The sequence below is a fragment of the Dankookia rubra genome (assembly GCF_004355005.1).
GTDB lineage: Bacteria > Pseudomonadota > Alphaproteobacteria > Acetobacterales > Acetobacteraceae > Paracraurococcus > Paracraurococcus ruber_A.
Genome location: NZ_SMSJ01000002.1, coordinates 115,469 through 140,760, shown reverse-complemented (window position 1 = coordinate 140,760; position 25,292 = coordinate 115,469). Strand labels below are relative to the sequence as shown.

Below are 25,292 nucleotides of genomic sequence, written 5' to 3'. Positions count from 1 at the left end.
CCAAACCGGGGCGCGGCGGATACGGGGCGGCGATGGAATGGAGGACGCCATGACGCCCGGAGTGCGCCCGCTGATCGCCGGCAATTGGAAGATGCACGGCAGCCTGGCCGAGACCGCGTCGTTGGCCGGCGCGGTCCGCGAAGGCGCCGCCAAGGCCGGCGCGGCCGAGCTGCTGGTCTGCCCGCCCTTTCCTTACATCCACCTCGTCGCCGGCCAGGGCGGCTTGGCCGTGGGTGGACAGGACTGCCACGCCGCCGCGAAGGGCGCCCATACCGGCGACGTCGCCGCCGCCATGCTGAAGGATATCGGCGCCAGCTACGTCATCCTCGGCCATTCCGAACGCCGGGCCGACCATGCCGAAAGCGACCGGGCGGTGCGGGCCAAGGCCGAGGCGGCCCTCGCTGCCGGCCTGACCCCCATCGTCTGCGTTGGCGAGTCGGAAGCCCAGCGCCTGGCCGGCGAGGCCGAGCCGGTGGTCACCGGCCAGCTCGACGGCAGCCTGCCGGATGGATTCGCGCAGGCCGGCGGCGTGGTCGCCTATGAACCGGTCTGGGCGATCGGCACCGGCCGGACCCCGACCGAGCCCGACATCGCCGCCATCCACGCGGCGATCCGCGCCAACCTGGCCAAGCGTTTCGGCGCGGCCGGGCAGGGGCTGCGGATCCTCTATGGCGGCTCGGTGAAGCCGGGCAATGCCAAGGCCATCCTGGCGCTGCCGCATGTCGACGGCGCCCTGGTCGGCGGCGCCAGCCTCGTCGCCGCCGACTTCGTGGCGATCGCCGCCGCCGCAGGCTGAGGCAGGCCGCCTGGTTCAGGCGGGCAGGGCTCAGCGTCAGCTGGCCCCGACCCCGCTCAGGCAGGCATCGGTGGCACGGGCAAGTGCTGCCTGTTCGAAGGGCTTGTCGAGCCGCGGCAGCCCATGGGGGACCTCGCCCTGCAACTCGGCATAGCCGGTCGCCAGCAGCACCGGCAGGCCGGGCCGCAGCCGGCGCAACGCCTCGGCCAGCTCCAGGCCTGTCATTCCGGGCATTGCATAATCGGTGATCACCAAGTCGGCCGCGAGGCCGCCCCGCAGCCGGTCGAGCGCTTCGGCGGCAGAGGCCGCCTCGACCACGCTGTGCCCCAGGTCCTCCAGCATCGCCGCGGTGCTCGCCAGCACCAGCGGGTCGTCGTCCACCAGCAGCAGCGTGCCGCGCCGGGCGGGCGCCGGCGCGGCCGCCACGCGCGCCCGCTGCGCGGCCGGCGCCGCCGCCTGCGGCAGCCAGAGCTCGGCCACCGTGCCGACGCCGAGGGTGCTCCGCAGCAGGAAGCGGCCGCCGGACTGCGCCGCCAGCCCATGCACCATGGGCAGGCCGAGCCCGGTCCCCTTGCCGACCCCCTTGGTGGTGAAGAAGGGCTCCATCGCCTGGGCGAGCGTCGCCTCGTCCATGCCCTCGCCGGCATCGGTGACGCTCAGCACCACGTAGGCACCGGCCGGCAGCCCTGATACCTCGCCGGCCAGCACCTCCCGCCCGGCGGCGGAGATGACGATCTCGCCGCCGCCGGGCATCGCGTCGCGGGCATTGGCCGCCAGGTTGAGCACGGCGAGCTCGAGTTGGTTGGCATCGGCGAAGACCGGCGGCAGGCCGGGCGGGAAATCGGATCGAAGGTGCACCGCGCCGCCGAGCGCGCCGCGCAGCAGCTCCGCCATTCCGCGCACCAGCGCCGGCAGGTCCACCGCCGCCGGGTTGAGCGATTGGCGGCGGCCGAAGGCCAGCAGCCGCTGGGTCAGCGCCGCGCCGCGTTGGGCACCCTGCAGCGCATTCTCGAGCAGCCGCGCGGCGCGGGCATCACCCTCGGGCAGGCGCTTCCGCAGCATCGCCAGGCTGCCCAGCACGGCGGTCAGCAGGTTGTTGAAATCATGCGCGATCCCGCCGGTGAGCTGGCCGACCGCTTCCATCTTCTGCGCCTGGCGCAGGCTGGCCTCGGTGGCGCGGCGGCGCCCCATCTCCTCCCGCAGCCGGCCGTTGATCGCATCCAGCTCCCGCGCCTGCCGCGCCAGATCGAGCCGGAGGCGAAGGTTGGCGGCGAAGTCGCAGCTCGAACGCCAGGCGCTGATCGACACCGCGGCCAGGAAGACCAGGATCATCGCCACCGCGCCGAAGCTGCGCTCGGTGCCCTCGAGCGCATAGCGGGCGACCAGGGGCAGCGCGGCCGGCAGGATGAAGGCCAGCAGCGTCGGCAGATGAGCATGGTGCAGCCCGGCGGCCCCGGCGCACATGCCGCCGACCAGGAAGACCCAGAACAGCTGGTAGGTTTCCGATTGCGGCCAAAGCCAAGCAGCCCCGCCGCCGAGCACCAGCCCCGCGGCGAAGGCGCCGGCCGTGCCGATACGGCCCCAGCGCCGGGCATTCGCCCTTGCCGCCGGGTCGCGCCGCCAAGCGCGGGTGGCAAGCAGGCGCAGCCCGGCGACCAGCACCATCGCGGCGAACCAACCGAGCGCGCGGCGGTCGCCCTCGGTGCCGAGGAGGATGGCGGTCATCACCGCCGCGTTCAGCACGGCGACACCGGCAGCTAACGGTATTTGGCGGTAGACCACCGCAACCCGCTCGGCAGCTATCTCGGCCGCGGTGGTCAACCGGTCGATCCGATGGGAGCCGGACCGGTCTTCGGCGCCCTGGCCGCCGGATCCCTGGCTGCCCGGTCCCCGCCCGTGTATCGCAGGGCTTGCTTGCATCCTCCCGCCCCTTCGCCTCCGGCCCGGCCGCAATCAATACACTGCCGAAGGCCGCAGGCGTTACGGCATCATGCGCATGAATGGAAATTCTGGATCATGCGGCGACCGCGCCCGGCCGTGGCTGGGCGCGGGCTCCGAGCGCCAGCACCGCGGCCAGCAGGCAGGCCGCCCCGGCGAGGTAGAAGGCCGGCAGATAGCTGGCCAACGCGTCCCGGCTGATCCCGCCGCCGAGCGCCGCGACGGCGCCGCCCAGTTGATGCGCGGTGAAGACCCAGCCGAAGACCAGCGGCGCCTTGTCCCGCCCGAAGGCGGCGCCGGCCAGCTTCACCGTCGGCGGCACCGTGGCGATCCAGTCGAGGCCGTAGAACACCGCGAAGACCGACAGGCCGTAGAAGGAGAAGCTGCTCATCGGCAGCAGGAGCAGCGAGAGCCCGCGCAGCCCGTAGTACCAGAAGAGCAGCTTGCGGTTGTCGTAGCGGTCGGACAGCCAACCCGAGGCGATGGTGCCGACGAAGTCGAAGACGCCAATCAGCGCGAGCACCGAGGCGGCCTCGACCTCGGCCATGCCGAAATCGCTGCAGAGCGGGATGAAATGGGTCTGCATCAGCCCGACGGTGGAGAGCCCGCAGATCGCGAAGGTAACGAAGAGAATCCAGAAGACCCGGCTGGAGGAGGCCTCGGCGAGCGCGCCGAAGGCGTTGCGCGCCGGGTCGCCGCCGGCGGGGCGGGGCGGGACCACCGCGGTCTCGCCATAGGCCGGCAGGCCGAGATCCGCGGGATGGTCGCGGCCGAGCAGCCAGAACAGCAGCCCGGCGAGGAAGCAGGCGCCGAGCCCGGGCATGAGGGCGACGCGCCAGCCTTCATGCTGCGCCAGCCAAGCGGCCAGCGGCAGGAAGACCAGTTGGCCCGTGGCATTGGCCGCGGTCAGCATGCCCAGCACCAAGCCGCGGCGGGCGACGAACCAGCGGTTGGCGACCGTCGCGCCCAGCACCAGCGCGGTCATGCCGCTGCCGACGCCCGTCATCACGCCCCAGCACAGCCAGAGCTGCCAAGGCGCGGTCATCGCCATGGACAGCAGGCAGCCGAGCACCACGAGGCAGAGCGCGGCGACCACGGTCCGGCGCAGCCCGTAGCGCTGCAGCAGCGCCGCGGCGAAGGGCGCCATCAGCCCGAACAGCAGCAGCCTCAGCGCCAGGGCGCCGGAGATGCTGGCGGTGTCCCAGCCGAATTCCCGCTGCACCGGCAGCAGCAGCGCGCCGAGGATCCCGAGCGCGCCGGCCGAGGCCAGGGCGACCAGGAAGGTCAGCCCCACCATCACCCAGCCATAGTGGATGCCGCGGCGAGCAAGCAACGGGGCGATGAGGCCTGCAAGCATGGGGGGCGCGTCTCCGGGTCAGGCCGCGGCGTGCGGGCCGTTGAGGTCGGTGGCGACAAGGGCGGCGAGGGCGGTCCGCAGCGCGACCGCGGCTTCCGCCCCGAAGCTGTCGGCGAAGTCGCGTTGCGCCGCGGCCCAGAGCGGCCCGGCCTGGGTCAGGCGGGCCTCGCCCTTCGGCGTCACCGCCAGGGCGCGGCGGCGGCGGTCGTCCCGGTCGGGGGCGATCGCCAGCAGCCCGTCCCGTTCCAGCGGGCGGAGGTTCCGGCCGAGCGTGGTGCGGTCCATCACCAGGTCCTCGGCCAACTCGTTGATCGTGCTCGGCCCGCGGCGGCGCAGCCGGGCGAGGATGGAGAATTGCGGCGTGGTCAGCCCGACGGCCACGAGGCGCCGGTCGTAGAATTGGGTGACGTGGCGGGCCGCCTTGCGGATGGCGAGGCAGTTGCAGAGGTCAGGCGCTGGGCCGGGAACTGGCAGAGACGGCGGCATGCGTCGATAATAGGTGTATATACGCCTAATGCAAGTGGCCTGCTGCCCCGCTTGCGTTGGCGCCGGGGTGGCGCATATCGGCCGGATGCTGCCCGACCCCCGCCTCGCGCCCGTGCTGATCGGCTCGGAAATCTACCGCCGCTCCTCCTATGGTCCGAAGCACCCGCTGGCGATTCCGCGCGTCTCCACCGCGCTCGACCTGATCGCGGCGATGGGCTGGCTGCCGGCGGGCGGCTGGGTACCGGCGCCGCTGGCGACCCCGGACCAGCTTGCCCGCTTCCACCACCCCGACTACATCGCCGCCCTGCAGCGGGCCGAGGCGACGCAGCAGGTGGACCCGGCCGACAAGGCCCGCTTCCACATCGGCGCGCACGGCAACCCGGTCTACCGCGAGGTCTTCTCCCGCCCCGCGACCTCGGCCGGCGGCTGCATGCTGGCGGCGCGGCTGACCGCCCGGGGCGGCGTGGTGCATTGCCCGGGCGGCGGCACGCATCATGGCCGGCCGGACCGCGCCAGCGGCTTCTGCTACCTGAACGACCCGGTGCTCGGCCTGCTGACCTGGCTGGACCAGGGGCTGCGGAACATCCTCTACATCGACATCGACGCGCACCACGGCGACGGCGTGCAGGACGCCTTCCACGACGACTCCAGGGTCTTCACGCTGAGCCTGCACGAGGCCGCGCGCTGGCCCTTCACCGGCGCGGCGACGGACCGTGCGGGCGGCCATGCCCGCAACCTACCGGTGCCGGCCGGCTTCCACGACAGCGAGATGCTCTGGCTGCTGCACCAGGCGATTCTTCCGATCGTGCGGCACCTTCGGCCGCAGGCGATCATGCTGCAGGCCGGCGCCGACGCGCTCGAAGAAGATCCGCTGTCCCGCTTGGCGCTGTCCAACAACGCTCATTGGGGCGTGGTGCGGGCGCTGATGGGGGAGGCGCCGCGGCTGATCGTACTGGGCGGCGGCGGCTACAATCCCTGGTCGGTCGGGCGCTGCTGGGCAGGCATCTGGGCCACGCTGAGCGGCATCGAGATCCCCAACCGCGTCACGCCCGAAGCCGAGCGCGTGCTGCGCGACCTCACCTTCCACCGCGCCGCCGGCCGCAACCCGCCGGAGAACTGGTTCACCACGCTGCGCGACCCGCCCCGCCGCGGCGTGGTGCGGGCCGAGGTGCAGCGCGTGGCGGCCGCGGCGCTGCGCGATTTGCCGGCACCTGCGGTCGTCGCGTAAGCCTGGGCGAAACCGGCGGCGCGTCCGGCGGTTGCCAGCGGCGAGGCGGGGGTCGTTCCCGCCGGTGAAGAGGCCCCCCGGATGAGCTTTGCCATCGCACTCGCCGCGCTCGGTTTCCTGATGCTGGTCGCCTACCGCGGCTACAGCGTCATCCTCTTCGCGCCGGTCGCGGCGCTCGGCGCGGTGCTGCTGACCGACCCGATGGCGGTGCTGCCGATCTATACCGGCCTCTTCATGGACAAGATGGTCGGCTTCGTGAAGCTCTACTTCCCGGTCTTCATGCTGGGCGCGGTCTTCGGCAAGCTGATCGAACTGTCCGGCTTCTCCCGCGCCATCGTCTCGGCAGTGATCGGCCTGGTCGGGCGCGAGCGGGCGATCATCTCCATCGTTCTGGTCTGCAATCTGCTGACCTATGGCGGCGTCTCGCTCTTCGTCGTGGTCTTCGCGGTCTATCCCTTCGCCGCCGAGGCCTTCCGGCAATCAGACATCCCGAAGCGGCTGATCCCCGGCACCATCGCGCTCGGCGCCTTCAGCTATACGATGGACGCGCTGCCGGGCACGCCGCAGATCCAGAACATCATCCCGAGCACCTTCTTCGGCACCGACAGCTGGGCGGCGCCGATCCTCGGCGTGGTGGGCGCGACCTTCATCTTCGCCTCCGGCATCGCCTACCTGTCCTGGCGGGTGCGCCAGGCGGCCGCGCGCGGCGAGGGCTATGGCACCGGGCATATGGAGGAGCCGGCGCCGCCGGGCGACGAGCGGCTGGCGCAACCGGCGATCGCCGTCGCCCCGCTGGTCGTGGTCGGCGTGCTGAACAAGGTCTTCACCGGCCTGATCCCCGCCTGGTACGGCCGGACGCACGAGGCGACGCTGGCCGGGCTCGACCATCCGATCACCACACAGGTCGGCTCTGTCGCCGCCATCTGGGCGGTGCAGCTTGCGCTGCTCTGCGGCATCCTGACGGTGCTGGCCTTCGCCTGGCGCCAGGTCGCCGTCCGCTTCGCCGAGGGCAGCAAGGCCGCGGTCGGCGGCGCGCTGCTGGCCAGCATGAACACCGCCTCCGAATACGGCTTCGGCGCGGTGATCGCGGCATTGCCGGGCTTCCTGGTGATCCGCGAGGCGCTGGCGGCCATTCCCAACCCGCTGGTCAATACCGCGGTGACGGTCACCGCCCTGGCCGGCGTGACGGGCTCGGCGAGCGGCGGGATGAGCATCGCGCTGGCCGCCATGGCCGAGCAGTTCAAGGCCGCGGCGACCGCCGCGGGCATCCCCTTCGAGGTCCTGCACCGGGTCGCCGCAATGGCCAGCGGCGGGATGGACACGCTGCCGCACAACGGCGCCGTCATTACCCTGCTGGCCGTGACCGGCCTGACCCACCGGCAGAGCTACGGCGACATCTTCGCCGTCACCTGCCTGAAGACGGCGGCGGTCTTCGTGGTGATCGGGGCTTACTACCTGACCGGGCTCTACTGAGCCCGGCCGCGCGGCAGGAGCGCGAGGTCGCCGCGCCGGTCCTGGCGGATCTCGTAGGCGGTGCCGGGCCGGAGTATCCGGGGCGGCGCCTCGCCATCCGGCAGCACCGCCTCGAGGTATTCGCGGCAGACCGTGCAACGCAGGTTGCGCCCGCCATTCGGCGGGATATCCAGCAGGAACCAGTTCTCGCCCGGCGCCCGCACGCGCAGCTGCCGCAGCGCCGTGGTGAGGTTGTATACGTCGAGCTGGATACCGCCGCCCGGCACAGCGCCCGGCGGCGCCTTGCCGACATCGTCGGCGGTGATCTGCTGGGCCTGGCTCCCGGCGCAGCCGAGCAGCATCGTCAGGAAGGCCAGGACGGGACGTCGTGTGCGCATGCCGGAAGCTCCTCCCGCCCGATCAGTCCGAGGCCGGCGGGGCGCTGGGGCGGGGCGCCGCGGCCGCCTCCGGCGCCGCGAATTCCCGTCGCTCGCCGCGGCCCAGCAGGTAGCCGAGCAGCGTGCCGAAAAGCGCGATGGCCGGCTGCACCTGCTTCTCGTCGTAGCCGATGCCCAGCAGGGCGACGACGCCGACCAGGATCAGCGTCACCGAGAAGCCGCGCATGACGTCGTTGGCCGAGACGCGGTCGCGCGCGCGCAGGAACAGGACGAACTCGAAGGTCAGGATCAGCACGCCGAGCAGGCAGAAGGCGGCGACCAGCAGGTGTTCCGCCTTCCAGCCCACGATGTCGGCGGCCGAGATGGGCGTATCTCCCGCCGCGGCGACGGCCGGGCCGGCGCTGACGAGCAAGGCGAGCAGGGCGGCATGGGCTCCGGGGCGGGGCAAGGCGGGCGTTCCTCTCGTCAGCCGGCGGCGATGGGCAGGCGCGGCAGCACGCCGGACCGCGCCGGTGGCGGGCCGGCGCCGAAGGCGGGCACCGGCGTCGCCGGCGCGCCGTAGAGCACGGGCACCTGCCTCCGGCGCGACGCCTCCGACTGCCAGCGCGTGTAGCGGTTGGCGTAGCCGAGCACTTGGTCGATGGCGGCGTCGGGGAACTCCTCGGCGACCGTGACGAAGCGGTCCGTCCAGGCCGACATCCCGCGGTCGCCGTCGAAGGAAGTGCCGCCCGGCGCCGTCGCATGATTGACCATGACGCCGCGCGGAGGCTCCGCGACCAGCGGCGGCACGTGCGGACCGGCGACGGCGCGGCAGGCGTCCGCCAGCAGGACGGCGCAGCCGCCCGCCGCCTCGACCGGCCGCAGCACCTGCACCAGAACGTCGAGGCCGAGCAGATGCTCCGGCCGGACCGCCGCGGTGGCCGGCGCATCGACCGGGACCAGGAAGTTGCGGCCGTCCAGCGAGAGTCCGTGTCCCGAGACATAGATGATGGCGATGCTCGGCGCGGCCTCCGCCAGCGCCGCGCGGAACGTGGCGGCGTTCTCCAGCAGCCCCGCCCGTCCCCGGTCGGCCGAAACGGTGACCCGGTAGCCCGCCTGCCGCAGCACCCTTGCCATGCCCTGGCGGTCCGCGGCGACGATCCCGAGCGGCGGCCAGTCCGCGCCATAGGCTCCGTTGCCGATGACCCAGGCCAGGCGGCCGGGGTCGGCGGGCGCCGGGCCGGTTGCCGCCGCCGCGTGCGCCTCCTCCGCACACCCGGCGCGACGGTCGATGTTGGAGAAGGTGAAGGTGATCGGATCGCCGTCGCCCAGCGTACCGGCCTGGACATGATGCTGGAGCGTGCGGAAGCAGGGCGCCTGGGCGGTGATGGTGATGCCGGCGCGCGGCAGGAGGACCCGCGCGATGCTGGTTCGCGGCAGCACGAGATCGGCACCGGCGCCGACACCGCTGATGGTGAAGGCGGTGGTCGGCAGGCCGGACACCAGCACGGCCTGCACCCGGGCCTCCGGCCCGAGCGGGATGGAACCGGCATCGGCTGCCGCGCCGGTGCCAGGCGGGGAATTGGGTGTGCGGAGTTCACAGCCGGCTGCGCCCAGACCCAGCCCGATCAGGGACCGGTTCACCTGCGCGCGGCTGAAGCGCGGCGTGGCTTGCACGGTCAGGCGCAATTGGCACCGCGCGCCCCAGGCACACGGTCCCAATTGCCGAAATCGAACTTGAAGAGACTCGCGCGCCCGAACCCTTCCGCCTCCGCGGTCTGCGTCAGGGTGCGGTAGCAGGGGGCCTGGGCCGTGATATGCAGCCGCGTGGGCGGGACCAGCACCTTCAGCACCTTCGAAGGGTTGAGCGAGGTGCCGTTGACGGTGAAGGTCGTCTCCGGCTTGTTCGACGCGAGCAGGATCGGGACGGTCGCATCGGACGAGATCTTGGTCACGCTCGGATCATTGTCGGCAAGGTCTCGAGGTAGGCTGGCGCCGAGATCCGGCACCTTGATGCCGCCGGGCAGTGTCTGGCCGCAGCCGGCCAGCGATGCGGCCATGCCCAGCAGCAGCAGCGTCATGGTGGGCGGGAGCGGGGCATGCATCGGTCAACGGCTCCCCGGCGCCGGCATGCTTGGCGCATCCCGGTAGGTCTGCCGCCCAAGCTCGCGGAAGCGGACCGCCGTGCCCTCCAGCTTGAAGGTCGCCAGCGTGAGGATCGGCAACTGCGTGACTTCGGTCGATATCAGGTAATCGACAAGGAAGTCGGCTCCGGGCTTCGTCGCCAGGGCCTGCTGCTCAAGCGCGAGGAAAGCTTCCCGGTCCATGACCTTCGCCGAGAACACGCTGGTATGCTTCTGTTCGGCATAGGCGCGTCCCAGCAGTTCATAATCGCCGTTGGGATAGGTGTAATTCGACTGAACCGTCAGGATGTTCGAACTGCTGCCGCAGCCGGTGAGCATTACCGCAGCGAGCACGGCCGGCACGATGGCACGGCGGGCGGTCGGATATGGCATGAATGCAGACTCCTCGGGAACGGGATGCGGGACCGGTGCGTCACTGCAGCGGACGGGCGCCGATTTGCACGACCCGCGCGGCGGTACCTTCCACGGTCCCTTCGACCCGCATGATTGGCAGCGGCGCGAATGAGGTGAGGACGACCTGGTAGTCGGCATTGATGATCAGGTCGCCTTCGCTGCCTTGGAGCGCCTTCATGACTGCCTCGCGCTGCAGCCTCGCATCCGGAATGGCCGGCGTTTGCAGTCCCAGGACATAAGTCCGGGCCGCAGTTCCCTTGACATGCTGCAGCGGCGCAACGGTCATGTTGGGAGCGGTGAAACCGGATTGCGGCATCGGTGCGTAGATTGAGGCACCGGTGCAGGCAGTCAGGACAAGCGGCAGGAGCAGGGCTGCTGCTCCCCGTTGCGAGCAAACATTCATGAATAAATTCCTTGGTTTCTGAATTAGAATCTTTAATTTCGCCGTTGATCAGCAAACAAGATGCGGCCTGCCTCTCAGGACAGCGCGTTTCGATAACAAATCAGGCGTAAGACGCCAAGAAAGCCGGCAGGTCTAAAAAGAGCTTAAAGAAGGCGTTTGACGGCAACATTGAAAGCGTCGCTTTTTTTCTGTCAGCACCGCAATTCACAAGGATGCGCTGCCGCTGCCGTTTGTTGGGCCCGAAGGCCAGGCGACGCTATGCTTCCGGCAGATCCAGAACGCAGCGGGCGAACGCCTCCGGCGCCTCCTGCGGCGGATTGTGTCCGACCCTTGTCATCACCCGGCGCTCGTAGGATCCGCTGAAGTACCGCGCATGCTGGGCCGAGCCCTCCACCAACCCGACGCCGTCCGTCGCGCCATGCGGGGCGATGGTCGGCACCGCGATGCGCGGCTGGGCGGCCAGCGCAGCCTCGATCGGCTCCAGCGCCGGGTCGCCGGCGGCATAGCCGAAGCGGTGGCGATAGGACTGGATCACCACCTCGACGAAATCCGGATTGTCGAAGGCCGCTGCGCTGGCGGCGAAGGTGGCGTCGTCGAAGGCCCAGTCCGGCGACCAGAGCCGCCAGAGCAGCCGGGCGATGCCGCCGCGATTGGCGGACAGCCCGGCCCGGCCGCGCTCGGTGTGGAAATAGTACTGATACCAGTGCCGGTGCTCCTGCTCGGGCGCCGCCGGGCGGACCGAGGCCGCGATGTCCTGGATATTGTAGCCGGTGCAGGAGACCAGACCGGCGCAGCGCTCGGGCCAGAGCGCGGCGACGACGCAGGCTGCGCGCCCGCCCCAGTCATAGCCTGCGAGGATCGCACGCGGGACCGCCAGCGCGTCCAGCAGGTCCAGCAGGTCGCGGCCGAGCGCCGCCTGCTGGCCGGATCGCGGCGTGCCGGCCGCGTGGAATCGCGTCGGGCCGTAGCCGCGGAGATAGGGGACGATCACCCGCCGGCCGGCCGCGGCCAACAGCGGGACCACCGTGTCGTAGCCCTGCGGCGCGTAGGGAAAGCCGTGCAGCAGGACCACGGGCGGGCCGTCCGGAGGCCCATGCTCCGCATAGGCGATGGCTAGGGTGGGGGTTTCGGCGATACGAAGTTCTGGCATGTGTCGAGCATGCCGGTGGGTCGGGGCGCCAGGGAAGGGAGATTGGCCACGCCGGCCGGGGGTGCCATGTTGCCCGCATGCTCCGACGCTCCCTCCTCGCCTTCGCCGGCCTGCTTGCCGCTCGCCCCGGCCTCGCGCAGACCGGACCCCAACCGACCCTGCCGCAGGAGCCGCTGGTTATCGTCACGCGCGATGGCAAGCGGCACGAGTTTAAGGTCGAGATGGCCCTGTCGCCCGACCAGCAGACGGTCGGGCTGATGTTCCGCACCTCTGTCGCCGCGGATGGCGGCATGCTGTTCGACTGGGGCAGCCCGCGGGAGTCGGCGATGTGGATGCGGAACACGATCAGTCCGCTCGACATGGTCTTCATCACCCAGGACGGGCGCATCCACCGCATCGCCGAGCGGACCGTGCCCTATTCCCTGGCCACCATCGAAAGTCGCGGTCCGGTTCGGGCGACCCTGGAACTGGCGGCCGGGACGGCGGAGCGGCTCGGCCTGCGTGTCGGCGACCGGGTGCTGCAGCGCATCTTCGGCACCGCGCCCTGACCGCTGCCCGGCGGCAAATACGCGCCGATAGGGAATTGGCCCGCCCATGCCCATTGCCCCCGCGCGCCCGGGACCATAGGTTGCGCCCGACGGGGCGTGGCGCAGTCTGGTAGCGCATCTGCTTTGGGAGCAGAGGGTCGGAGGTTCGAATCCTCTCGCCCCGATACTGGCGTTGAGGATGATACCATGGCTGGCCCGACTGAAACCGTCCGCATCTACATGCCTGCCCGCAATGCCATGCAGTCGGGCCGTGGCCGGACCCAGGAATGGGTGCTGGAATTTGCGCCGGGCGAAAAGCAGCGGATTGACCCCCTAATGGGCTGGTCCGGCTCCGGCGATACCAACGGCCAGGTCCATCTGCGCTTTGCGACCCGGGAGGAGGCTGTCGCCTATGCCGAGGCGCGCGGCCTGCGCTACGAAGTCGAGGAGCCCAAGCCGATTCGCATCAAGGCCAAGGTCTATGCAGACAATTTCCGCTTCGGCCGGACCGACAACTGGACCCACTAGGCCAAGTCGCGTGCAGGCGTGACCAGCCTGACGCGCGAATCCACCTTGAAACCAACAGGTCGCGGCGGTGCCGCCTTCAAGCATGGACTTGGGCCGCTGGGACGTCCCGCGGCACGAAAACCCGCCGAACCAACCTTTTCTGCGCCGCCGGTCCCGCCGGCGCATCCGCGCCCGTAGCTCAGCTGGATAGAGCACGCGCCTTCTAAGCGTGTGGTCGCAGGTTCAAGTCCTGCCGGGCGCGCCAGCTTCCCCTGGCCGGTTCTTCCGGTCGCGGCAGCACCGTGCCTTCCCGAGATGCTTCGTGTAGCATTCAACTGACAGTAGGATGGGCGCCGTCTCTTGATGCGATCGCGCGCCGGACAAGGCGACCCGAGGACGCATGGACCTCATTCCGCCTCGTACTGAGGACCCCGACGAGGCCTGGGGCAGGGGCCCTCGCCGCGGTCTCGCCATCCTGCTGCTGGTGCTCGGCCTGATCTGGGCCGCGGCCGCGATCCTGCTGGCGCATGGCCGGGCCGCAGCGCTGGACCAATCCTTCGCTTGGGCCGAGGCGCAATCGAGCACCGCCGCGCAGACGTTGCTGAACAGCTTCGAAGCGGTGAGAAGCCTGCATGACCTGGTCCGGGTCCGCCAGGCGCTGCTGCAGCTGGGCGACGTTCCCGGCGCCCCCGCGGTGGAGGCGCTGCTCACCGCGACGGCGCGAGAGGGACGTTTCGGGGTGGTCCAGGTTGCCGTGATCGGCCCCGACGGCATCCAGCGCTGGGGCTCGGCCCCGGGCGCTGCCGGTACCGACCTGGCCGACCGCGACCATTTCCGGATTCATGCGGTGGGCGGCGAACGTGGCCTCGCGGTAAGCCGGCCGTTGATAGGCCGCACCACGGGACGCTGGTCGGTGCAGGTGACCCGGCGGCTGGAGGCCACGGATGGCAGTTTCCAAGGCGTCGCCGTCGTCTCGCTCGACCCGATCGCGCTGTCCCGCGAGTTGCAGTCGCAGCTCGCCGGGCCGGGAAGGATGGTGGTGGTGCGGCGCCTGCAGGACGGCTCGCTGATCGCCCGGGGCCACGATCCCGAAGGCACGCTAGGCCGGGACCCGAGCCCCGACCACGCCATCCTCCCCGCGGCCCGGGCCTCGCCCGCGGGCCGGCTGACCTACAGCAGCACCCGGGACGGCCGGCATCTCCTAGCCGGCTACCAGGTACCACGCGACCTGCCGCTGGTCGTCGGCGTGGTCTTCGAGGAGGCGCGGGAACTGCAGGCCTGGCGGCAGCAGCGCAATGTCGTACTGGCCGGGGCGGTAGCGCTGTCCCTGGCGGTCGGGACCCTGTTCGCCATGTGGCTCGGCCGGCGCCGTATTCGCCGCGCCCAGCAACGCCTGGCGCGGGAGCGGATCGAGGCCGCCGAGGCGCTGGCCCGGCAGCGGGCCGAGATCCTGGCGGTCATGGCACATGAGATCCGCACCCCGCTGACCGGCGTCCTCGGCTTCGGCGAATTGCTCGCGGCGGCCCCCCTGCCGGCGGAGCAGCACCGACATGCCGAGGTGGTAGTGGAGACCGGCCGGGTGCTGCTTTCGGTGGTCAACGACATCCTGGATCTTGCCAAGATAGAGGCTGGGCGGGTCAGCCTCGAGATGCAGCCCTTCGAGGTCAGTGAGGTCCTGCGGCAGTCTCTGGCGCTCAGCCAGACCTTGGCCGGGGAGAAGGGCCTTCGGATCACGCTGCAGGCCGATCCGTCGCTGCCTGCCTGGGTCAGCGGCGACGCCACCCGTTTGCGCCAGGTCTTGGGCAATTTGCTCTCGAATGCCGTGAAGTTCACCGAGCGCGGCAGCGTCACCCTGCGCGCCCGGGCGCTCGGCCCGGCCAGCGCGGGCGTCGTGCGGCTGCGGGTGGAGACGGAGGATACCGGCATCGGCATCCCCGCCGAAGCGCAATCGCGGCTCTTCGAGATGTTCGAGCAGACCGAGACCGGCCGGCGCTTCGGCGGCACCGGCCTCGGCCTGGCGATCTGCCGTCGGCTGATCGAGGCGATGGGCGGCAGCATCGGCGTCGCCTCCGAGCCGGGCCGCGGTAGCGTCTTCTGGTTCGAACTGCCGATGCGGCTGGCCGCGGCGCCCGGGCGGGCCGAGTCGCCGGTGGTCCAGGGCGGCCCGCCGCTCGACGTGCTGGTGGCCGACGACGTGGCGACCAACCGCATCCTCATTCGCGCCTACCTGGTCGCCGCTGGCCATCACGTGACGCTGGTCGAGGACGGGATCGAGGCGGTGGCGGCGGCGCAGGCACGGCGCTTCGATGCGATCCTGATGGATGTGAACATGCCCGGCATGGACGGCACCGAGGCGACGCAACGCGTGCGGATGGGCAAGGGGCCAAACGCGCGGACGCCGATCATCGCGCTGACCGCCAGCGCCTCACGCGAAGAGCGGGAGCGGGTGCAGGCGGCCGGGATGACGCTGCATCTGGCCAAGCCGGTCAGCCGGGTGACGCTGCTGCAGGCGCTGCGCCAGGTGGCGGCACCGACGGCCTAGCTTTCGGTCATCCGGGCGAGGCGTGCCGGACTTCCGGGCCAGCCGGGCGCGGTGTTCGCGAAGCAGCCTCTCGTCGGCGGTCGGCATCGCCTTCCGACGATCCACGTCAGCCCCGCACCACGCTGCGGATGGCGAAGCTCGACTGGATGCGGGCCACGCCGGGCAGGCGGGACAGCGCGTCCTTGTGGATGCGCTCGTAATCCGCAGAATCGCGCGCCTCCACTCGCAGCAGGTAGTCCGACATGCCGGTCATCAGGTAGCACTCGCGCACCTCGGGACAGCGGCGCACCGCCACCTCGAAGCGTTGCATGCTCTCGTCGGTCTGTCGCTCCAGGGTGATCTGGACGATGATGGTGACGCCCTCGCGGGTCGGCGCTTCGGCAATGATGGCGGTATAGCCGCGGATCACGCCGCGATGTTCCAGCAGACGCAGCCTCCGCAGGCAGGCGGAGGGCGAGAGGCCGACGGCCTCCGCCAGGGCGGCGTTGCTCATGCGCCCATCGGCGCGCAGCAGCCGCAGCAGGGTGCGGTCGGTATCATTCAGCGCGTGCATCGAATTATCTGCGGTTCCTTCGCAGATCATGCGGCATTGCGCTCTCGCGCGGCAGCGAATTCGGCGAAGCGGCGGGAAATTCGTGGCAGGCAGCGCGTAGCCTGCCTGGCGGAACGATGGAGGCGGCGATGCGGGTCCTGGTCCTTGGCAGCGGCGTGGTCGGCGTGACAAGCGCCTGGTACCTCTCGAAGGCAGGTCATCAGGTCACGGTGCTGGACCGCCAGCCGGCCCCGGGCATGGAGACGAGCTTCGCCAATGCCGGCCAAGTGTCGCCCGGCTATTCCGCGCCCTGGGCCGGACCGGGTATACCCATCAAGGCGATGAAGTGGCTGCTGATGCGGCATCGTCCCTTCGTTCTCTGGCCGGCGCTGGACCATGGGCTATACCGCTGGCTTGGTCAGATGCTCGCCAACTGCAATCTCGCGGCCTATGGAACCAACAAGGGCCGCATGGTGCGGCTGGCCGAGTATAGCCGTGACGTGCTGCGCGACCTGCGCGACGAAACCGGCATCGCCTACGACCAGCGTACCCAGGGCACCCTGCAGCTGTTCCGTACGCAGAAGCAGCTGGACGCGGTTCGGGGCGATACCGAGGTGCTCGACGCCTACCAGGTGCCTTACGAAGTGCTCGATCCGGCCGCCTGCATCGGTGCCGAGCCGGCACTCGGCCTCGTGCCCGGCAAGTTCGTCGGCGGCCTGCGGCTGCCGGGCGACGAGACCGGCGACGCTCATGTCTTCACCCAGCGCCTGGCCGTGCTGGCCGCGGCGCGCGGCGTCGTGTTCCGCCACGGAGTCGGCATCGCCGCGCTGGAGACCGAGGGCGATGCGGTGGTCGGGGTCACGACCTCCGAGGGCCGGCTGGAGGCGGATGCCTTTGTCGTTGCCATGGGCAGTTACTCCCCGGCGTTGCTGCAGCCGCTCGATGTCCATGTTCCGGTCTACCCGGTGAAGGGCTATTCGTTGACCCTGCCGGTGACCGATGAGGCCGCGGCGCCGGTCTCGACCGTGATGGACGAAACCTACAAGGTGGCGATTACTAGGCTCGGCGACCGCATCCGAGTCGGCGGCACGGCGGAGCTCGCCGGCTTCTCGCTGCGCCTGCGGAAGCCGCGGCGGGAGACGCTGGAGCATTCGGTCGGCGACCTCTTTCCGCATGGCGGCGACCTGGCGCAGGCGAGCTTCTGGACCGGGCTCCGGCCGATGACGCCGGACGGCACGCCGGTGGTCGGGCCGACCCGCTACCGCAACCTGCACCTCAACACTGGCCACGGCACCCTGGGCTGGACCATGGCCTGCGGCAGCGGGCGGCTGCTGGCCGACCTGATGACCGGCCGCGCTCCGGAGATCGCCGCTGACGACCTGGCGCTGTCCCGCTACGCGATGGCCTGAGCCTCGAGCAGCGGCCATGCGGCCCCTCCAGGCCGCGCCGCAATCCGTGCTATTGCGTCGCCATGGAAACCAAGCCGCCGATCCCACGCGCCGTCCTTGTCGGCATCCAGACGCCCGACATCGATGACGTCGCCCACGCCGCCAGCCTCGAGGAACTCAGGCGCCTAGTGAAGACCCTCGGCTACGAAGTGGCCGGCGCCATCTCGCAGCGGCGCGAGGGCACCGGCGCCGGCTCGCTGCTGGGCAGCGGCAAGCTGGCGGAGTTGGCGGCGCTGACGGGCGGCAGCGGCCGCATCGTCCCGATGGCGCCGGCACCGAGATCAAAGGCGCGGCAGCGCTTCGAAGCGGCTGTCGAGGAGCCTGCCGAACCAGGTCAGGACAGCGCCCGGCGGCCCGAATTCGTCATCGTCGATCACGAGCTCTCGCCCAGCCAGATCCGCAACCTGGAGCGCGCCACCGGCGCCGAGGTGCTGGACCGCACAGGCGTCATCGTCGAGATCTTCCACCGCCACGCCAATACGCGGGAGGCGAAGCTGCAGGTGGAGATGGCGCGGCTGAAATACGTCGCGCCGCGCTTGCGGGAATCCTCTGGCGGCGGCGAGCGGCGGCAGGGGCCGGGTGCCGGCGAAAGCAACCTCGACCTTGACCGCCGCAAGATCCGCGACCGGCTGGCCGAGCTGAAGGACCAGCTCGAAGCGGTGCAGCGGGACGGCGACAACCGCCGCTCCGCCCGGCGGGACCAGCTGCGGGTGGCGCTGGTCGGCTACACCAATGCGGGCAAGTCGTCCCTGATGCGGGTGCTGACCGGCAGCCAGGTGCTGGTGGAAGACAAGCTCTTCGCCACGCTCAACACCACCGTTCGCATCCTGCAGCCGGAAACCCGGCCGCGCGTGCTGGTGTCCGACACCGTCGGCTTCATCAAGCAGTTGCCGCACGATCTCGTCGCATCCTTCCGGTCAACCCTGACGGAAGCGCTGGAAGCCTCGCTTCTGCTCTACGTGGTGGACGCTTCCGACCCGACCTACGAAGCGCAGCTGGAGGTCAGCCGCAGCGTGCTGCGGGAGATCGGCGCGGATGCCGTGCCCTCCCGCCTCGTGCTGAACAAGCTCGACCGGGTGGATGCCGCCGGACGCACCGCATTGCAGGAGAAGCACCCGGACGCGATCCTGCTCTCGGCTCATGCACCCGGCGATGTCAGCGCGCTGCGGGACACCATCATCGGCTTCTTCGAGGCGGAGATGGTCGAGGATGTGCTGGTGCTGCCCTATGCGAAGCAGGGGCTGATCGGCGAGGTGTACGACAGCGCGCGGGTGCTCTCCGAGAATTATGACGAGGCCGGGCGCGTGTTGAAGATCCGCGGCCTGCCCGGCGCCATCGCCCGGTTGCGGCGCAGCCTGGCCGCAGCCTGAAGGCTCGTTCGGAGAAGGCAGGATCGGGGAGGAAAGAAAGCATTTCCTCCCCCAGCCCCGCCGACGCTTCTTTGGAGGCCGGCATTCGCCACGTGTGAGGTGGTGCCAAACCCCAGAGATGGATGCGGGATTCGGGAAGACTGCCGTCTCCCAAGCCTTTTCCCTGTCCGGCGCTTGACGCCTCCCGCACGGGCGGCGAGCCTCGCTGCACAGGGGAGAGCCACCATGGAACACCGCACGCTCGGCGGCAGCGGCATCAGCGTCAGCCGGCTCTGTCTCGGCACCATGATGTTCGGCGGCCCGACCGATGCCGCCACCAGCGAGCGGCTGATCGCCCGCGCCACGGAGGCCGGGATCAATTTCCTCGACACCGCCGATGGCTACAATGCCGGCAGGTCCGAGGAGGTGGTCGGCGCCGCGATCAAAGCAAAGCGTGATGCCTGGGTGTTGGCTACGAAGATCGCCAACAAGCTCGGCAAGGGGCCGAACGAGGGCGGCCTGTCGCGTAAATGGGTGATCCAGGGAGCGGAGGCCTGCCTGAAGCGCCTCGGCACCGACTACGTCGATATCCTCTACCTTCACAAGGAAGACCACGCGACGCCGCTCGAGACCACGGTACGGGCGCTCGGCGACCTGGTCCGCGCCGGCAAGATCCGGCATTTCGGCGTCTCCAATTACCGATCCTGGCGCATCGCCGAAATTTGCCGGCTATGCGACCAGCTCGGCATTGACCGGCCCGTCGTCTCGCAACCCTACTACAATGCCATGAACCGCCAGCCGGAGGTCGAGCAGATCCCCGCCGCAGCGCATTACGGTCTCGGCATCTTCCCCTATTCACCGCTGGCCCGCGGCGTGTTGACGGCGAAATACCGCGCCGGCGAGGCGCCGGAGCCGGGCAGTCGCGCCGCCCGGCAGGACCGCCGTATCCTTGAGACCGAGCTGCGCCCCGAATCGCTGGAGATCGCCCAGCGCATCCGCGACCACGCCGCGGCACGCGGCACCTCGCCGGCGCATTTCGCGATCAACTGGGTGCTGCACAACCGTCTCGTTACCGGCTGCATCGTGGGGCCGCGCACCGAGGCCCACCTGGAAGACTACCTGGCCGCGCTGTCCTACCGCTTCACCGCCGAGGACGAGGTGCTGGTCGATGCGCTGGTGCCGCCGGGCCACCCCTCCACCCCCGGCTACAACGACCCGCAATACCCGATCGAGGGTCGCATCCCGGCTAACGCCTGAAATCGCTGGCGGAACGGCGACCAGCGGCGCAGTCTCGCAGCCCGCCGGGAGCCATCCGTCCATGCCGCTGACCCAGCTGATCTACACCTCCCGGCCCTTCGGCTTCGATGCCCAGACGCTCGACGACATCCTGCTCGCCGCCCGCCGCAACAACGAGCGGGACGGAATCACCGGCGCCCTGGTCTGCCGCGCCGACCTTTACGTGCAGATGCTGGAAGGCGAGCGAGCCGCGGTGACCGCGACCTTCGGCCGCATCCTGCGCGACGAGCGGCATGTCGAGGTCACGCTGATCTGGTACGGCGACACGCCCTCGCGGCTCTTCCCCGACTGGGCCATGCGGGACGACCCGGCCCGGAGCTGGATGTGGGATCAGTCGGCGGTGCGGCTGGGCGCGGCGCGGGAGGCAGGGGCCGGGGCCTACCGCCGGCTCTTCGACCGTGTGTCGCAGGAGCCGCAGGAGAAGATGGCCTGGTAGGACGCTTCAGCCCGGCTCCAGGTCGCCCATCACCGTCGGAATCAGTTCCGACACTGTCGGGTGGATATGCACTGCCCGTTGCATCACCCAGGCCGGCGCCTTGGCATACATCAGGTCGAGCAGGCCGTGGATCGCCTCGTCGCCCTCGACGCCGAGGATCGCGGCGCCGAGGATCTGCCGCGTCGTCGCATCGACGACGATCTTGATGAAGCCGGTGGTCTCGCCCTTCTCCACGGCACGGTTGACCCGCGCCATCGGCCGCCGGCCGATCAGGATCTCGTGGCCGGCGGCGCGCGCCTCGGCCTCGGACATGCCGACGCGGCCGAGCGGCGGGTCGGTGAACAGCGCATAGCACGGCAGGCGGTCGGTCAGCTTACGGGTCGCGGCGTTCAGCAAGTTGTCGGCGACGATCTCGTAGTCGTTGTAGGCGGTGTGGGTGAAGGCGCCGCGGCCGTTGCATTCGCCGAGGGCCCAGACGCCGGCAAGGCTGGTCTGCAGCGCCTCGTCCACCGTGATGAAGCCGAGCGCATCGCGGGCGATGCCGGCGGCGTCGAGGCCAAGATCGTCGGTATTCGGCTTGCGCCCGGTCGCCAGCAGCAGGTGAGAGGCTTGAATCTCCGCCTCGCCTTCCAGCCGCAGCGCGATGCCTGCCCCGTCCGGCGCGACCGCGAGCCCCTTGGCGTTGAGATGAAAGACGACGCCCTCGGCCTCCAGCATCTCGCGGATCGTGGCGGAAACCTCCTCGTCCTCGCGCGGGATCAGGCGCGGTGCCAGTTCCACCACCGTCACCGCGCAGCCGAAGCGGCGGAAGATCTGGGCGAATTCCAGGCCGATATAGCTGCCACCGATGATCGCGAGATGCCGAGGCAGGGCGTCCAGTCGCAGCAGTGCGGTATTGGTGAGCCAAGGCACGGAATCCAGCCCCGGGATCGGCGGCGCCGCCGCGCGCCCGCCGACATCAAGGAAGATCCAGGGCGCTTCCAGCCGCTCCCGGTTCACCACGACCTCCTGCGGCCCGGTGAAGCGGGCATGGCCGCGGATGAGGGTGATGTTCTCCGTGCTCTCGAGCGACCTGGTCAGCCCGTCACGCGAGCGGGCGACCACCGCATCCATCCGTGCCTTCACCCGCGGCCAGTCGATGCCGACCCCGCCAGGTAGAACGACGCCGTATTCGGCGGCACGACGCGCCTGCTGCGCCACCCTGGCGCTGGCGACCAGGGTCTTGGTCGGGGTGCAGCCGGTATTCACGCAGGTGCCGCCGACCGCGTCGCGCTCCACCATGGCGACGCGGCGCCCGGTGGCGGCCAAGCGGAAGGCAAGGGACGGACCGGCTTGGCCGGCCCCGATCACGATCGCATCGAATGCCGACATCGCCACCTCCGGGTATCCCGCAGGGGAGACCCTAGCGGCGGCGGCGGTTCGCGGGGGACACGGCCGCGTTAGGGGGCGGAGAGGCCGGCGCAAAGGAAGGGCACGATCTCCGCCACGGCCCGGTCGAAATCGCCACTGTCGCAGGCGCCGCCCGACATTGCCTCCAGCCGCCCGGTACGCAGAAGCGTGTAGCGATACGCTCCCATCATGAAATAGAGCCGCCAGCAGAGCGTCTCGTGTGTCAGGTGCGGCAGCACCCGCTGGAACTCGCCGGCATAGGCCAGGGTGGTTTCGTCATAGACCGTGCTGAGCACCTCCTTCGAGATGTCGTCCGGCTCGGTATGCAGCCGGGCATGCATGCGCATGGTGGCGCGGCCCTCCGGCGTCTTGCCGTTCAGCATGAAGGGGGTAACGAAGCTGGCGACCAAGTCACCCAGTGGGATCGGTCCGCCGGCATGCGCCGCCCTTGCCTCGGCCAGCGCCTTGCTGCGGGCTTCGGTCACCTGCACCGCTCCGCGCAGGTAGGCCGCCTTGAACAGGTCCCGCTTGGCGCCGAAATGGTAATGAAGCTGGGCCAGGTTGACCCCGGCGGCCTGGGCAATCGCCCGGGTCGAAGCGGCGGAATAACCGTGCTCGGCGAACAATTCCTGCGCCACGTCCAGGATCCGGTCGCGCACGCTGGCGACCGCCCCGCTTGGCAAGGCTTCGGTCCCTGCCGGCCTGGTCTTCTCGGTCACCGTCATCCTCGTTGGGCCCACCCTGTCCGGCGCTGCCGACTCCTATAGCGCTCCAGCCTGTCCTTGACACGACGGGGCCTCCGCGTCGAGATTTGGTCGGGCGACCGAACACGGCATGGAGATGGGCATGAGCGCAGCGCTGGATCTGGACGGGGTGACGCCGATGCGCGGCCGCACCGATCCGGTTGCCCGGGCCCGGGCCATCGCCGGCATCATCGAGCGTGACGCCCCCACCATCGAGGCCAACAAGCGGTTCACGCCCGAGGTGCTGGACGCGCTGCATGGCGCCGCGCTGTTCCGCACCCTGCTGCCGCGCGCCTATAACGGGGAGGAGGTGACCCCCGCCACCTTCTTCCGGATGCAGGAGGTGATCGCCGCGGCCGATGGCTCGGTCGGCTGGTGCCTCTGCCAGGCGTCCGGCTGCTCCTTTTCCGCCGCCTATCTGGCGCCCGAGGCGGCCTGGGAGATCTGGGGTGATCCGCGCGCCGTGCTGGCCTGGGGCTTCGGCAACGGCGTCGCGCAGGTGGTGCCGGGCGGCTACCGGGTGTCCGGCACCTGGGGGTTCGCCAGCGGCAACCGCCATGCCACCTGGATGGGCGGGCATTGCCGCGTCGTCGAGCCGGACGGGTCGATCCGCAAGAATGCCGACGGCACCCAGCACGAGCGCACCATGCTGGTGCGGCGGGAAAAGGTGCGCTTCCACGATGTCTGGAACGTCGTCGGCCTGCGCGGCACCAACAGCGACACCTATACCTTCGACGACATCTTCGTGCCGGAGGAATTCGCCGTGTGCCGCGACAGCGACGAGGAACGCCGGATCGACGCGCCGCTGTACAAGTTCACCACTACCAACCTTTATGCCTCGGGTTTCGCCGGCGTCTCCATGGGCATCGCCCGCGGCATGCTGGACGCCTTCACCGAGATGGCGAAAACCAAGACCGCCGCGGCGATGACCAAGCCCATGCGCGAGAGCGAGGTGATCCAGAACGGTATCGCGCGATGCGAGGCCAAGCTGCGCTCCGCCGGCGCCTGGCTGGTCGAGGTGTTGGATGAGGCGCATGACCTCGCCGCCCGCACCGGCGAGATCACCATGCATGAACGGGCGATGGTGCGGCTGGCCACCACCTCGGCGATCCACCGCGCCAAGGAAGTTGCCGAATGGGCCTATCATGAGGCCGGGGCGAGCGCCATCATGGTCGGCGGGCCCTTCGAGCGGCGGATGCGGGACATCCACGCCTCGGCGCAGCAAGTGCAGGGGCGGACGGCGCACCTCGAGATGTGCGGCCAGCATTTTCTCGGCATGAACCCGTCCGGCCGGTTCTTTTAGGGGAGGCATGTCATGCCGTTGGAAGGCCTGAACCACTACACGATCCGCCCGGTCGACCTGGAGCGGACGAAGCAGTTCTATGCGGACGTACTCGGGCTGCAGGTCGGCTACCGGCCTCCGCTGAACTTTCCGGGCTATTGGCTTTATGTCGGCGACAACCCGACGGTCCACCTGATCGGCCCGCGGGCCGACGACGCGCATCCGAAGGACCGCGAAGCCGGCCCGACCGGCCTGCTCGACCACATCGCCTTCACCTGCACCGGCTTGGCAGAGATGAAGGCGCGGCTGGCCCAGCGCGGCATCAAGCATGAGGAGCGGGTGATCCCGCGCGACCGGCAGACGCAACTCTTCATCCTCGACCCCGACGGCGTGGCGGTGGAACTGAACTACCCGCCGGAGGAAACGCCGGCCAACGCGTGACGCGCCGCCGCTTGGTCGCCCGACCGGCTCCGGTCTAGGCTTGCGGCGCGGCGCCCGGAGAGGCGCCGGCCAAGAGGGAAGACATGGTCCAGGATTCCGTCACCGGCCGTATCGGCCGGCGCAGCATCATCGCCGGTGCTGGGTTACTGGTGGCGCCGCCGGTTCGGGCGCAGGGCAGTTGGCCGGACCGCCCGGTCACCCTGGTCTGCTGCTTCCCGCCGGGCGGATCGACCGATACCTCGGCGCGGCTGGTGGCGCCGGGCATGGCCGAGATCCTAGGCAAGCCGGTGGTCGTCGAGAACCGCGCCGGCGCCGGCGGCAATATCGGCATCGGCTATGTCGCCCGTGCCGCGGCGGATGGGTATACGCTGCTCTGCGCCAGCAGCGTCTTCGTGGTCAATGCCAGCCTCTACCGCAACGCGCCCTACGATCCTTACCGCGACTTCGCCCCGGTCGGCACGCTCGGCGCCTCGCCCAACCTGATCTGCGTGCGGGCCGATAGCGGCATCACGTCGCTGGCGCAGCTGATCGCCCTCGCAAAGGCGCAGCCGGACCGCTTCAACTATGCCAGCCCCGGGATCGGCACGACGCCGCACTTGGCCGGTGAGGTGCTGAAGCTGCGGACCGGGATCCAGATGCAGCACATTCCCTTCCTCGGCGCCGGGCCGGCGGTGCAGGCCATCCTGGCGGGCACGGTCGAGGTGCTGGTCGCCAGCCAGGGCGGCTCGGTCGAGGCGGCGCGGGCCAGCGGCCAGACCCTGGCGCTGGCACAGACCGGCGCGATTCGCTCGCCCGACCTGCCGGATGTGCCGACGCTCGGCGAACTCGGCATTGCCGATGCGGTGTCGGAGACCTTCAACGCGCTTTATGCCCCGGCCGGGACGCCGGCGCCGGTCGTTGAGCGCTTGGCCACCGCGGTGCTGGCGGTGCTGGCGCGCCCGGATGTCGCGCAGCGTTACCGCGTGGCGGGCGTTCCGGTGGTGCCGGAAGGCGCGGACGGGCTGAAGGCGCGGGTCGCGCGCGAGGTGCCCCTCTGGCGTGAGGTGATCCGGCAGGCGAAGATCGCGGTGGAATGA

Annotated in this window: 26 protein-coding genes and 2 tRNA genes; 15 read left to right on the top strand and 13 right to left on the bottom strand. The window is 70.4% G+C overall.

The window, feature by feature from the left end; translation table 11 throughout:
- Positions 1-61 precede the first annotated feature (61 nt).
- Positions 62-796 carry a triose-phosphate isomerase gene (gene tpiA, locus E2C06_RS02425; protein WP_206664413.1) on the top strand — a complete coding sequence of 245 codons (735 nt, stop codon included), beginning with the start codon at positions 62-64 and terminating at the stop codon, positions 794-796.
- 36 nt (positions 797-832) lie between these two features.
- Here tpiA and E2C06_RS02420 read toward each other — a convergent pair whose 3' ends face one another.
- The 3 genes from E2C06_RS02420 to E2C06_RS02410 all read right to left on the bottom strand — a co-directional run bounded on the left by E2C06_RS02420 (position 833) and on the right by E2C06_RS02410 (position 4,577).
- On the bottom strand, positions 833-2,617 hold the full coding sequence (locus E2C06_RS02420; RefSeq protein ID WP_206664404.1) for a response regulator: 1,785 nt from the start codon (positions 2,615-2,617) through the stop codon (positions 833-835).
- A gap of 193 nt (positions 2,618-2,810) precedes the next feature.
- Entirely contained in the window at positions 2,811-4,091 is a 1,281-nt protein-coding gene (locus E2C06_RS02415) for an MFS transporter (protein ID WP_133286984.1), read from the bottom strand.
- Positions 4,092-4,109: 18 nt separating this feature from the next.
- Positions 4,110-4,577, bottom strand: a complete 468-nt coding sequence (locus E2C06_RS02410; RefSeq protein ID WP_133286983.1) for a MarR family winged helix-turn-helix transcriptional regulator — start codon at positions 4,575-4,577, stop codon at positions 4,110-4,112.
- Positions 4,578-4,662: 85 nt separating this feature from the next.
- Here E2C06_RS02410 and E2C06_RS02405 point away from each other — a divergent pair, with 85 nt between their 5' ends.
- Together E2C06_RS02405 and E2C06_RS02400 are read left to right on the top strand one after the other, a co-directional pair.
- Positions 4,663-5,805 carry an acetoin utilization protein AcuC gene (locus E2C06_RS02405; protein WP_133286982.1) on the top strand — a complete coding sequence of 381 codons (1,143 nt, stop codon included), beginning with the start codon at positions 4,663-4,665 and terminating at the stop codon, positions 5,803-5,805.
- An 81-nt stretch (positions 5,806-5,886) separates the two neighbouring features.
- On the top strand, positions 5,887-7,278 hold the full coding sequence (locus tag E2C06_RS02400; protein WP_133286981.1) for a GntP family permease: 1,392 nt from the start codon (positions 5,887-5,889) through the stop codon (positions 7,276-7,278).
- Here the strand turns inward: E2C06_RS02400 and E2C06_RS02395 are convergent.
- The 7 genes from E2C06_RS02395 to E2C06_RS02370 form a co-directional block, all read right to left on the bottom strand.
- Positions 7,272-7,655 (bottom strand): hypothetical protein, encoded by a 384-nt coding sequence (locus E2C06_RS02395; RefSeq protein ID WP_133286980.1) that lies wholly within the window; start codon positions 7,653-7,655, stop codon positions 7,272-7,274. The two genes, E2C06_RS02400 and E2C06_RS02395, sit on opposite strands and share 7 nt — an antisense overlap.
- A gap of 22 nt (positions 7,656-7,677) precedes the next feature.
- Positions 7,678-8,103 carry a hypothetical protein gene (locus E2C06_RS02390; RefSeq protein WP_133286979.1) on the bottom strand — a complete coding sequence of 142 codons (426 nt, stop codon included), beginning with the start codon at positions 8,101-8,103 and terminating at the stop codon, positions 7,678-7,680.
- 17 nt (positions 8,104-8,120) lie between these two features.
- Positions 8,121-9,323, bottom strand: coding sequence for a caspase family protein (locus E2C06_RS02385; RefSeq protein ID WP_165982168.1), 1,203 nt, complete (start codon positions 9,321-9,323; stop codon positions 8,121-8,123).
- Positions 9,314-9,715, bottom strand: coding sequence for a hypothetical protein (locus E2C06_RS37310; protein ID WP_165982167.1), 402 nt, complete (start codon positions 9,713-9,715; stop codon positions 9,314-9,316). The genes E2C06_RS02385 and E2C06_RS37310 overlap by 10 nt, the downstream gene beginning before the upstream one ends.
- 27 nt (positions 9,716-9,742) lie before the next feature.
- Positions 9,743-10,150 carry a hypothetical protein gene (locus tag E2C06_RS02380; RefSeq protein ID WP_133286977.1) on the bottom strand — a complete coding sequence of 136 codons (408 nt, stop codon included), beginning with the start codon at positions 10,148-10,150 and terminating at the stop codon, positions 9,743-9,745.
- Positions 10,151-10,190: 40 nt separating this feature from the next.
- Entirely contained in the window at positions 10,191-10,574 is a 384-nt protein-coding gene (locus E2C06_RS02375; protein ID WP_133286976.1) for a hypothetical protein, read from the bottom strand.
- Positions 10,575-10,830: 256 nt separating this feature from the next.
- A complete protein-coding gene (locus tag E2C06_RS02370) occupies positions 10,831-11,724 on the bottom strand; it encodes an alpha/beta fold hydrolase (RefSeq protein ID WP_133286975.1) in 894 nt (297 codons plus the stop codon).
- A 77-nt stretch (positions 11,725-11,801) separates the two neighbouring features.
- On the opposite strand from E2C06_RS02370, the gene E2C06_RS02365 reads away from it, so the two are divergent.
- The 5 genes from E2C06_RS02365 to E2C06_RS02345 all read left to right on the top strand — a co-directional run bounded on the left by E2C06_RS02365 (position 11,802) and on the right by E2C06_RS02345 (position 15,300).
- Positions 11,802-12,272, top strand: a complete 471-nt coding sequence (locus tag E2C06_RS02365; protein WP_133286974.1) for a DUF192 domain-containing protein — start codon at positions 11,802-11,804, stop codon at positions 12,270-12,272.
- Positions 12,273-12,362: 90 nt separating this feature from the next.
- Positions 12,363-12,436, top strand: a tRNA-Pro gene (locus tag E2C06_RS02360).
- Positions 12,437-12,458: 22 nt separating this feature from the next.
- Positions 12,459-12,779 carry an ETC complex I subunit gene (locus tag E2C06_RS02355; protein ID WP_133286973.1) on the top strand — a complete coding sequence of 107 codons (321 nt, stop codon included), beginning with the start codon at positions 12,459-12,461 and terminating at the stop codon, positions 12,777-12,779.
- 167 nt (positions 12,780-12,946) lie between these two features.
- Positions 12,947-13,023, top strand: a tRNA-Arg gene (locus E2C06_RS02350).
- Between the two features lie 135 nt (positions 13,024-13,158).
- The gene (locus E2C06_RS02345; protein WP_133286972.1) at positions 13,159-15,300 is read left to right on the top strand and encodes a hybrid sensor histidine kinase/response regulator; all 2,142 of its coding nucleotides are present in this window, start codon (positions 13,159-13,161) and stop codon (positions 15,298-15,300) included.
- A gap of 106 nt (positions 15,301-15,406) precedes the next feature.
- On the opposite strand, the gene E2C06_RS02340 is transcribed toward E2C06_RS02345, so the two are convergent.
- Entirely contained in the window at positions 15,407-15,853 is a 447-nt protein-coding gene (locus E2C06_RS02340) for an Lrp/AsnC family transcriptional regulator (RefSeq protein ID WP_133286971.1), read from the bottom strand.
- Between the two features lie 128 nt (positions 15,854-15,981).
- Between E2C06_RS02340 and E2C06_RS02335 the strand changes: the two genes are divergently transcribed.
- From E2C06_RS02335 to E2C06_RS02320, 4 genes are all read left to right on the top strand, one after another.
- A complete protein-coding gene (locus tag E2C06_RS02335; RefSeq protein ID WP_133286970.1) occupies positions 15,982-17,241 on the top strand; it encodes a D-amino acid dehydrogenase in 1,260 nt (419 codons plus the stop codon).
- 62 nt (positions 17,242-17,303) lie between these two features.
- The gene (gene hflX, locus E2C06_RS02330) at positions 17,304-18,650 is read left to right on the top strand and encodes a GTPase HflX (RefSeq protein WP_133286969.1); all 1,347 of its coding nucleotides are present in this window, start codon (positions 17,304-17,306) and stop codon (positions 18,648-18,650) included.
- A gap of 225 nt (positions 18,651-18,875) precedes the next feature.
- Complete coding sequence (locus E2C06_RS02325) at positions 18,876-19,886, top strand: aldo/keto reductase (protein WP_133286968.1); 1,011 nt, start codon at positions 18,876-18,878, stop codon at positions 19,884-19,886.
- A gap of 61 nt (positions 19,887-19,947) precedes the next feature.
- Complete coding sequence (locus E2C06_RS02320) at positions 19,948-20,361, top strand: BLUF domain-containing protein (RefSeq protein WP_133286967.1); 414 nt, start codon at positions 19,948-19,950, stop codon at positions 20,359-20,361.
- 6 nt (positions 20,362-20,367) lie between these two features.
- Here E2C06_RS02320 and E2C06_RS02315 read toward each other — a convergent pair whose 3' ends face one another.
- Positions 20,368-21,732 carry an FAD-containing oxidoreductase gene (locus tag E2C06_RS02315; protein WP_133286966.1) on the bottom strand — a complete coding sequence of 455 codons (1,365 nt, stop codon included), beginning with the start codon at positions 21,730-21,732 and terminating at the stop codon, positions 20,368-20,370.
- Between the two features lie 68 nt (positions 21,733-21,800).
- The gene (locus tag E2C06_RS02310; RefSeq protein WP_165982166.1) at positions 21,801-22,469 is read right to left on the bottom strand and encodes a TetR/AcrR family transcriptional regulator; all 669 of its coding nucleotides are present in this window, start codon (positions 22,467-22,469) and stop codon (positions 21,801-21,803) included.
- A 127-nt stretch (positions 22,470-22,596) separates the two neighbouring features.
- Between E2C06_RS02310 and E2C06_RS02305 the strand changes: the two genes are divergently transcribed.
- The 3 genes from E2C06_RS02305 to E2C06_RS02295 all read left to right on the top strand — a co-directional run bounded on the left by E2C06_RS02305 (position 22,597) and on the right by E2C06_RS02295 (position 25,292).
- The gene (locus tag E2C06_RS02305; RefSeq protein ID WP_165982165.1) at positions 22,597-23,796 is read left to right on the top strand and encodes an acyl-CoA dehydrogenase family protein; all 1,200 of its coding nucleotides are present in this window, start codon (positions 22,597-22,599) and stop codon (positions 23,794-23,796) included.
- A gap of 12 nt (positions 23,797-23,808) precedes the next feature.
- Positions 23,809-24,216: a VOC family protein gene (locus tag E2C06_RS02300; RefSeq protein ID WP_133286963.1), complete on the top strand. Its 408-nt coding sequence runs from the start codon at positions 23,809-23,811 to the stop codon at positions 24,214-24,216.
- 83 nt (positions 24,217-24,299) lie between these two features.
- Positions 24,300-25,292, top strand: coding sequence for a Bug family tripartite tricarboxylate transporter substrate binding protein (locus tag E2C06_RS02295; RefSeq protein ID WP_133286962.1), 993 nt, complete (start codon positions 24,300-24,302; stop codon positions 25,290-25,292).

What these genes read in the sequence shown, in the direction of transcription:
- E2C06_RS02315 (WP_133286966.1), bottom strand. Translation starts at nt 21,732, where the DNA reads ATGTCGGCATTCGATGCGATCGTGATCGGGGCCGGCCAAGCCGGTCCG.
- E2C06_RS02325 (WP_133286968.1), top strand. Translation starts at nt 18,876, where the DNA reads ATGGAACACCGCACGCTCGGCGGCAGCGGCATCAGCGTCAGCCGGCTC.
- E2C06_RS02335 (WP_133286970.1), top strand. Translation starts at nt 15,982, where the DNA reads ATGCGGGTCCTGGTCCTTGGCAGCGGCGTGGTCGGCGTGACAAGCGCC.
- E2C06_RS02400 (WP_133286981.1), top strand. Translation starts at nt 5,887, where the DNA reads ATGAGCTTTGCCATCGCACTCGCCGCGCTCGGTTTCCTGATGCTGGTC.
- E2C06_RS02300 (WP_133286963.1), top strand. Translation starts at nt 23,809, where the DNA reads ATGCCGTTGGAAGGCCTGAACCACTACACGATCCGCCCGGTCGACCTG.
- E2C06_RS02395 (WP_133286980.1), bottom strand. Translation starts at nt 7,655, where the DNA reads ATGCGCACACGACGTCCCGTCCTGGCCTTCCTGACGATGCTGCTCGGC.
- E2C06_RS02355 (WP_133286973.1), top strand. Translation starts at nt 12,459, where the DNA reads ATGGCTGGCCCGACTGAAACCGTCCGCATCTACATGCCTGCCCGCAAT.
- E2C06_RS37310 (WP_165982167.1), bottom strand. Translation starts at nt 9,715, where the DNA reads ATGACGCTGCTGCTGCTGGGCATGGCCGCATCGCTGGCCGGCTGCGGC.
- E2C06_RS02375 (WP_133286976.1), bottom strand. Translation starts at nt 10,574, where the DNA reads ATGAATGTTTGCTCGCAACGGGGAGCAGCAGCCCTGCTCCTGCCGCTT.
- E2C06_RS02370 (WP_133286975.1), bottom strand. Translation starts at nt 11,724, where the DNA reads ATGCCAGAACTTCGTATCGCCGAAACCCCCACCCTAGCCATCGCCTAT.
- E2C06_RS02320 (WP_133286967.1), top strand. Translation starts at nt 19,948, where the DNA reads ATGCCGCTGACCCAGCTGATCTACACCTCCCGGCCCTTCGGCTTCGAT.
- hflX (WP_133286969.1), top strand. Translation starts at nt 17,304, where the DNA reads ATGGAAACCAAGCCGCCGATCCCACGCGCCGTCCTTGTCGGCATCCAG.
- E2C06_RS02295 (WP_133286962.1), top strand. Translation starts at nt 24,300, where the DNA reads ATGGTCCAGGATTCCGTCACCGGCCGTATCGGCCGGCGCAGCATCATC.
- E2C06_RS02410 (WP_133286983.1), bottom strand. Translation starts at nt 4,577, where the DNA reads ATGCCGCCGTCTCTGCCAGTTCCCGGCCCAGCGCCTGACCTCTGCAAC.
- E2C06_RS02405 (WP_133286982.1), top strand. Translation starts at nt 4,663, where the DNA reads ATGCTGCCCGACCCCCGCCTCGCGCCCGTGCTGATCGGCTCGGAAATC.
- E2C06_RS02340 (WP_133286971.1), bottom strand. Translation starts at nt 15,853, where the DNA reads ATGCACGCGCTGAATGATACCGACCGCACCCTGCTGCGGCTGCTGCGC.
- E2C06_RS02415 (WP_133286984.1), bottom strand. Translation starts at nt 4,091, where the DNA reads ATGCTTGCAGGCCTCATCGCCCCGTTGCTTGCTCGCCGCGGCATCCAC.
- E2C06_RS02345 (WP_133286972.1), top strand. Translation starts at nt 13,159, where the DNA reads ATGGACCTCATTCCGCCTCGTACTGAGGACCCCGACGAGGCCTGGGGC.
- E2C06_RS02365 (WP_133286974.1), top strand. Translation starts at nt 11,802, where the DNA reads ATGCTCCGACGCTCCCTCCTCGCCTTCGCCGGCCTGCTTGCCGCTCGC.
- E2C06_RS02380 (WP_133286977.1), bottom strand. Translation starts at nt 10,150, where the DNA reads ATGCCATATCCGACCGCCCGCCGTGCCATCGTGCCGGCCGTGCTCGCT.
- E2C06_RS02305 (WP_165982165.1), top strand. Translation starts at nt 22,597, where the DNA reads ATGAGCGCAGCGCTGGATCTGGACGGGGTGACGCCGATGCGCGGCCGC.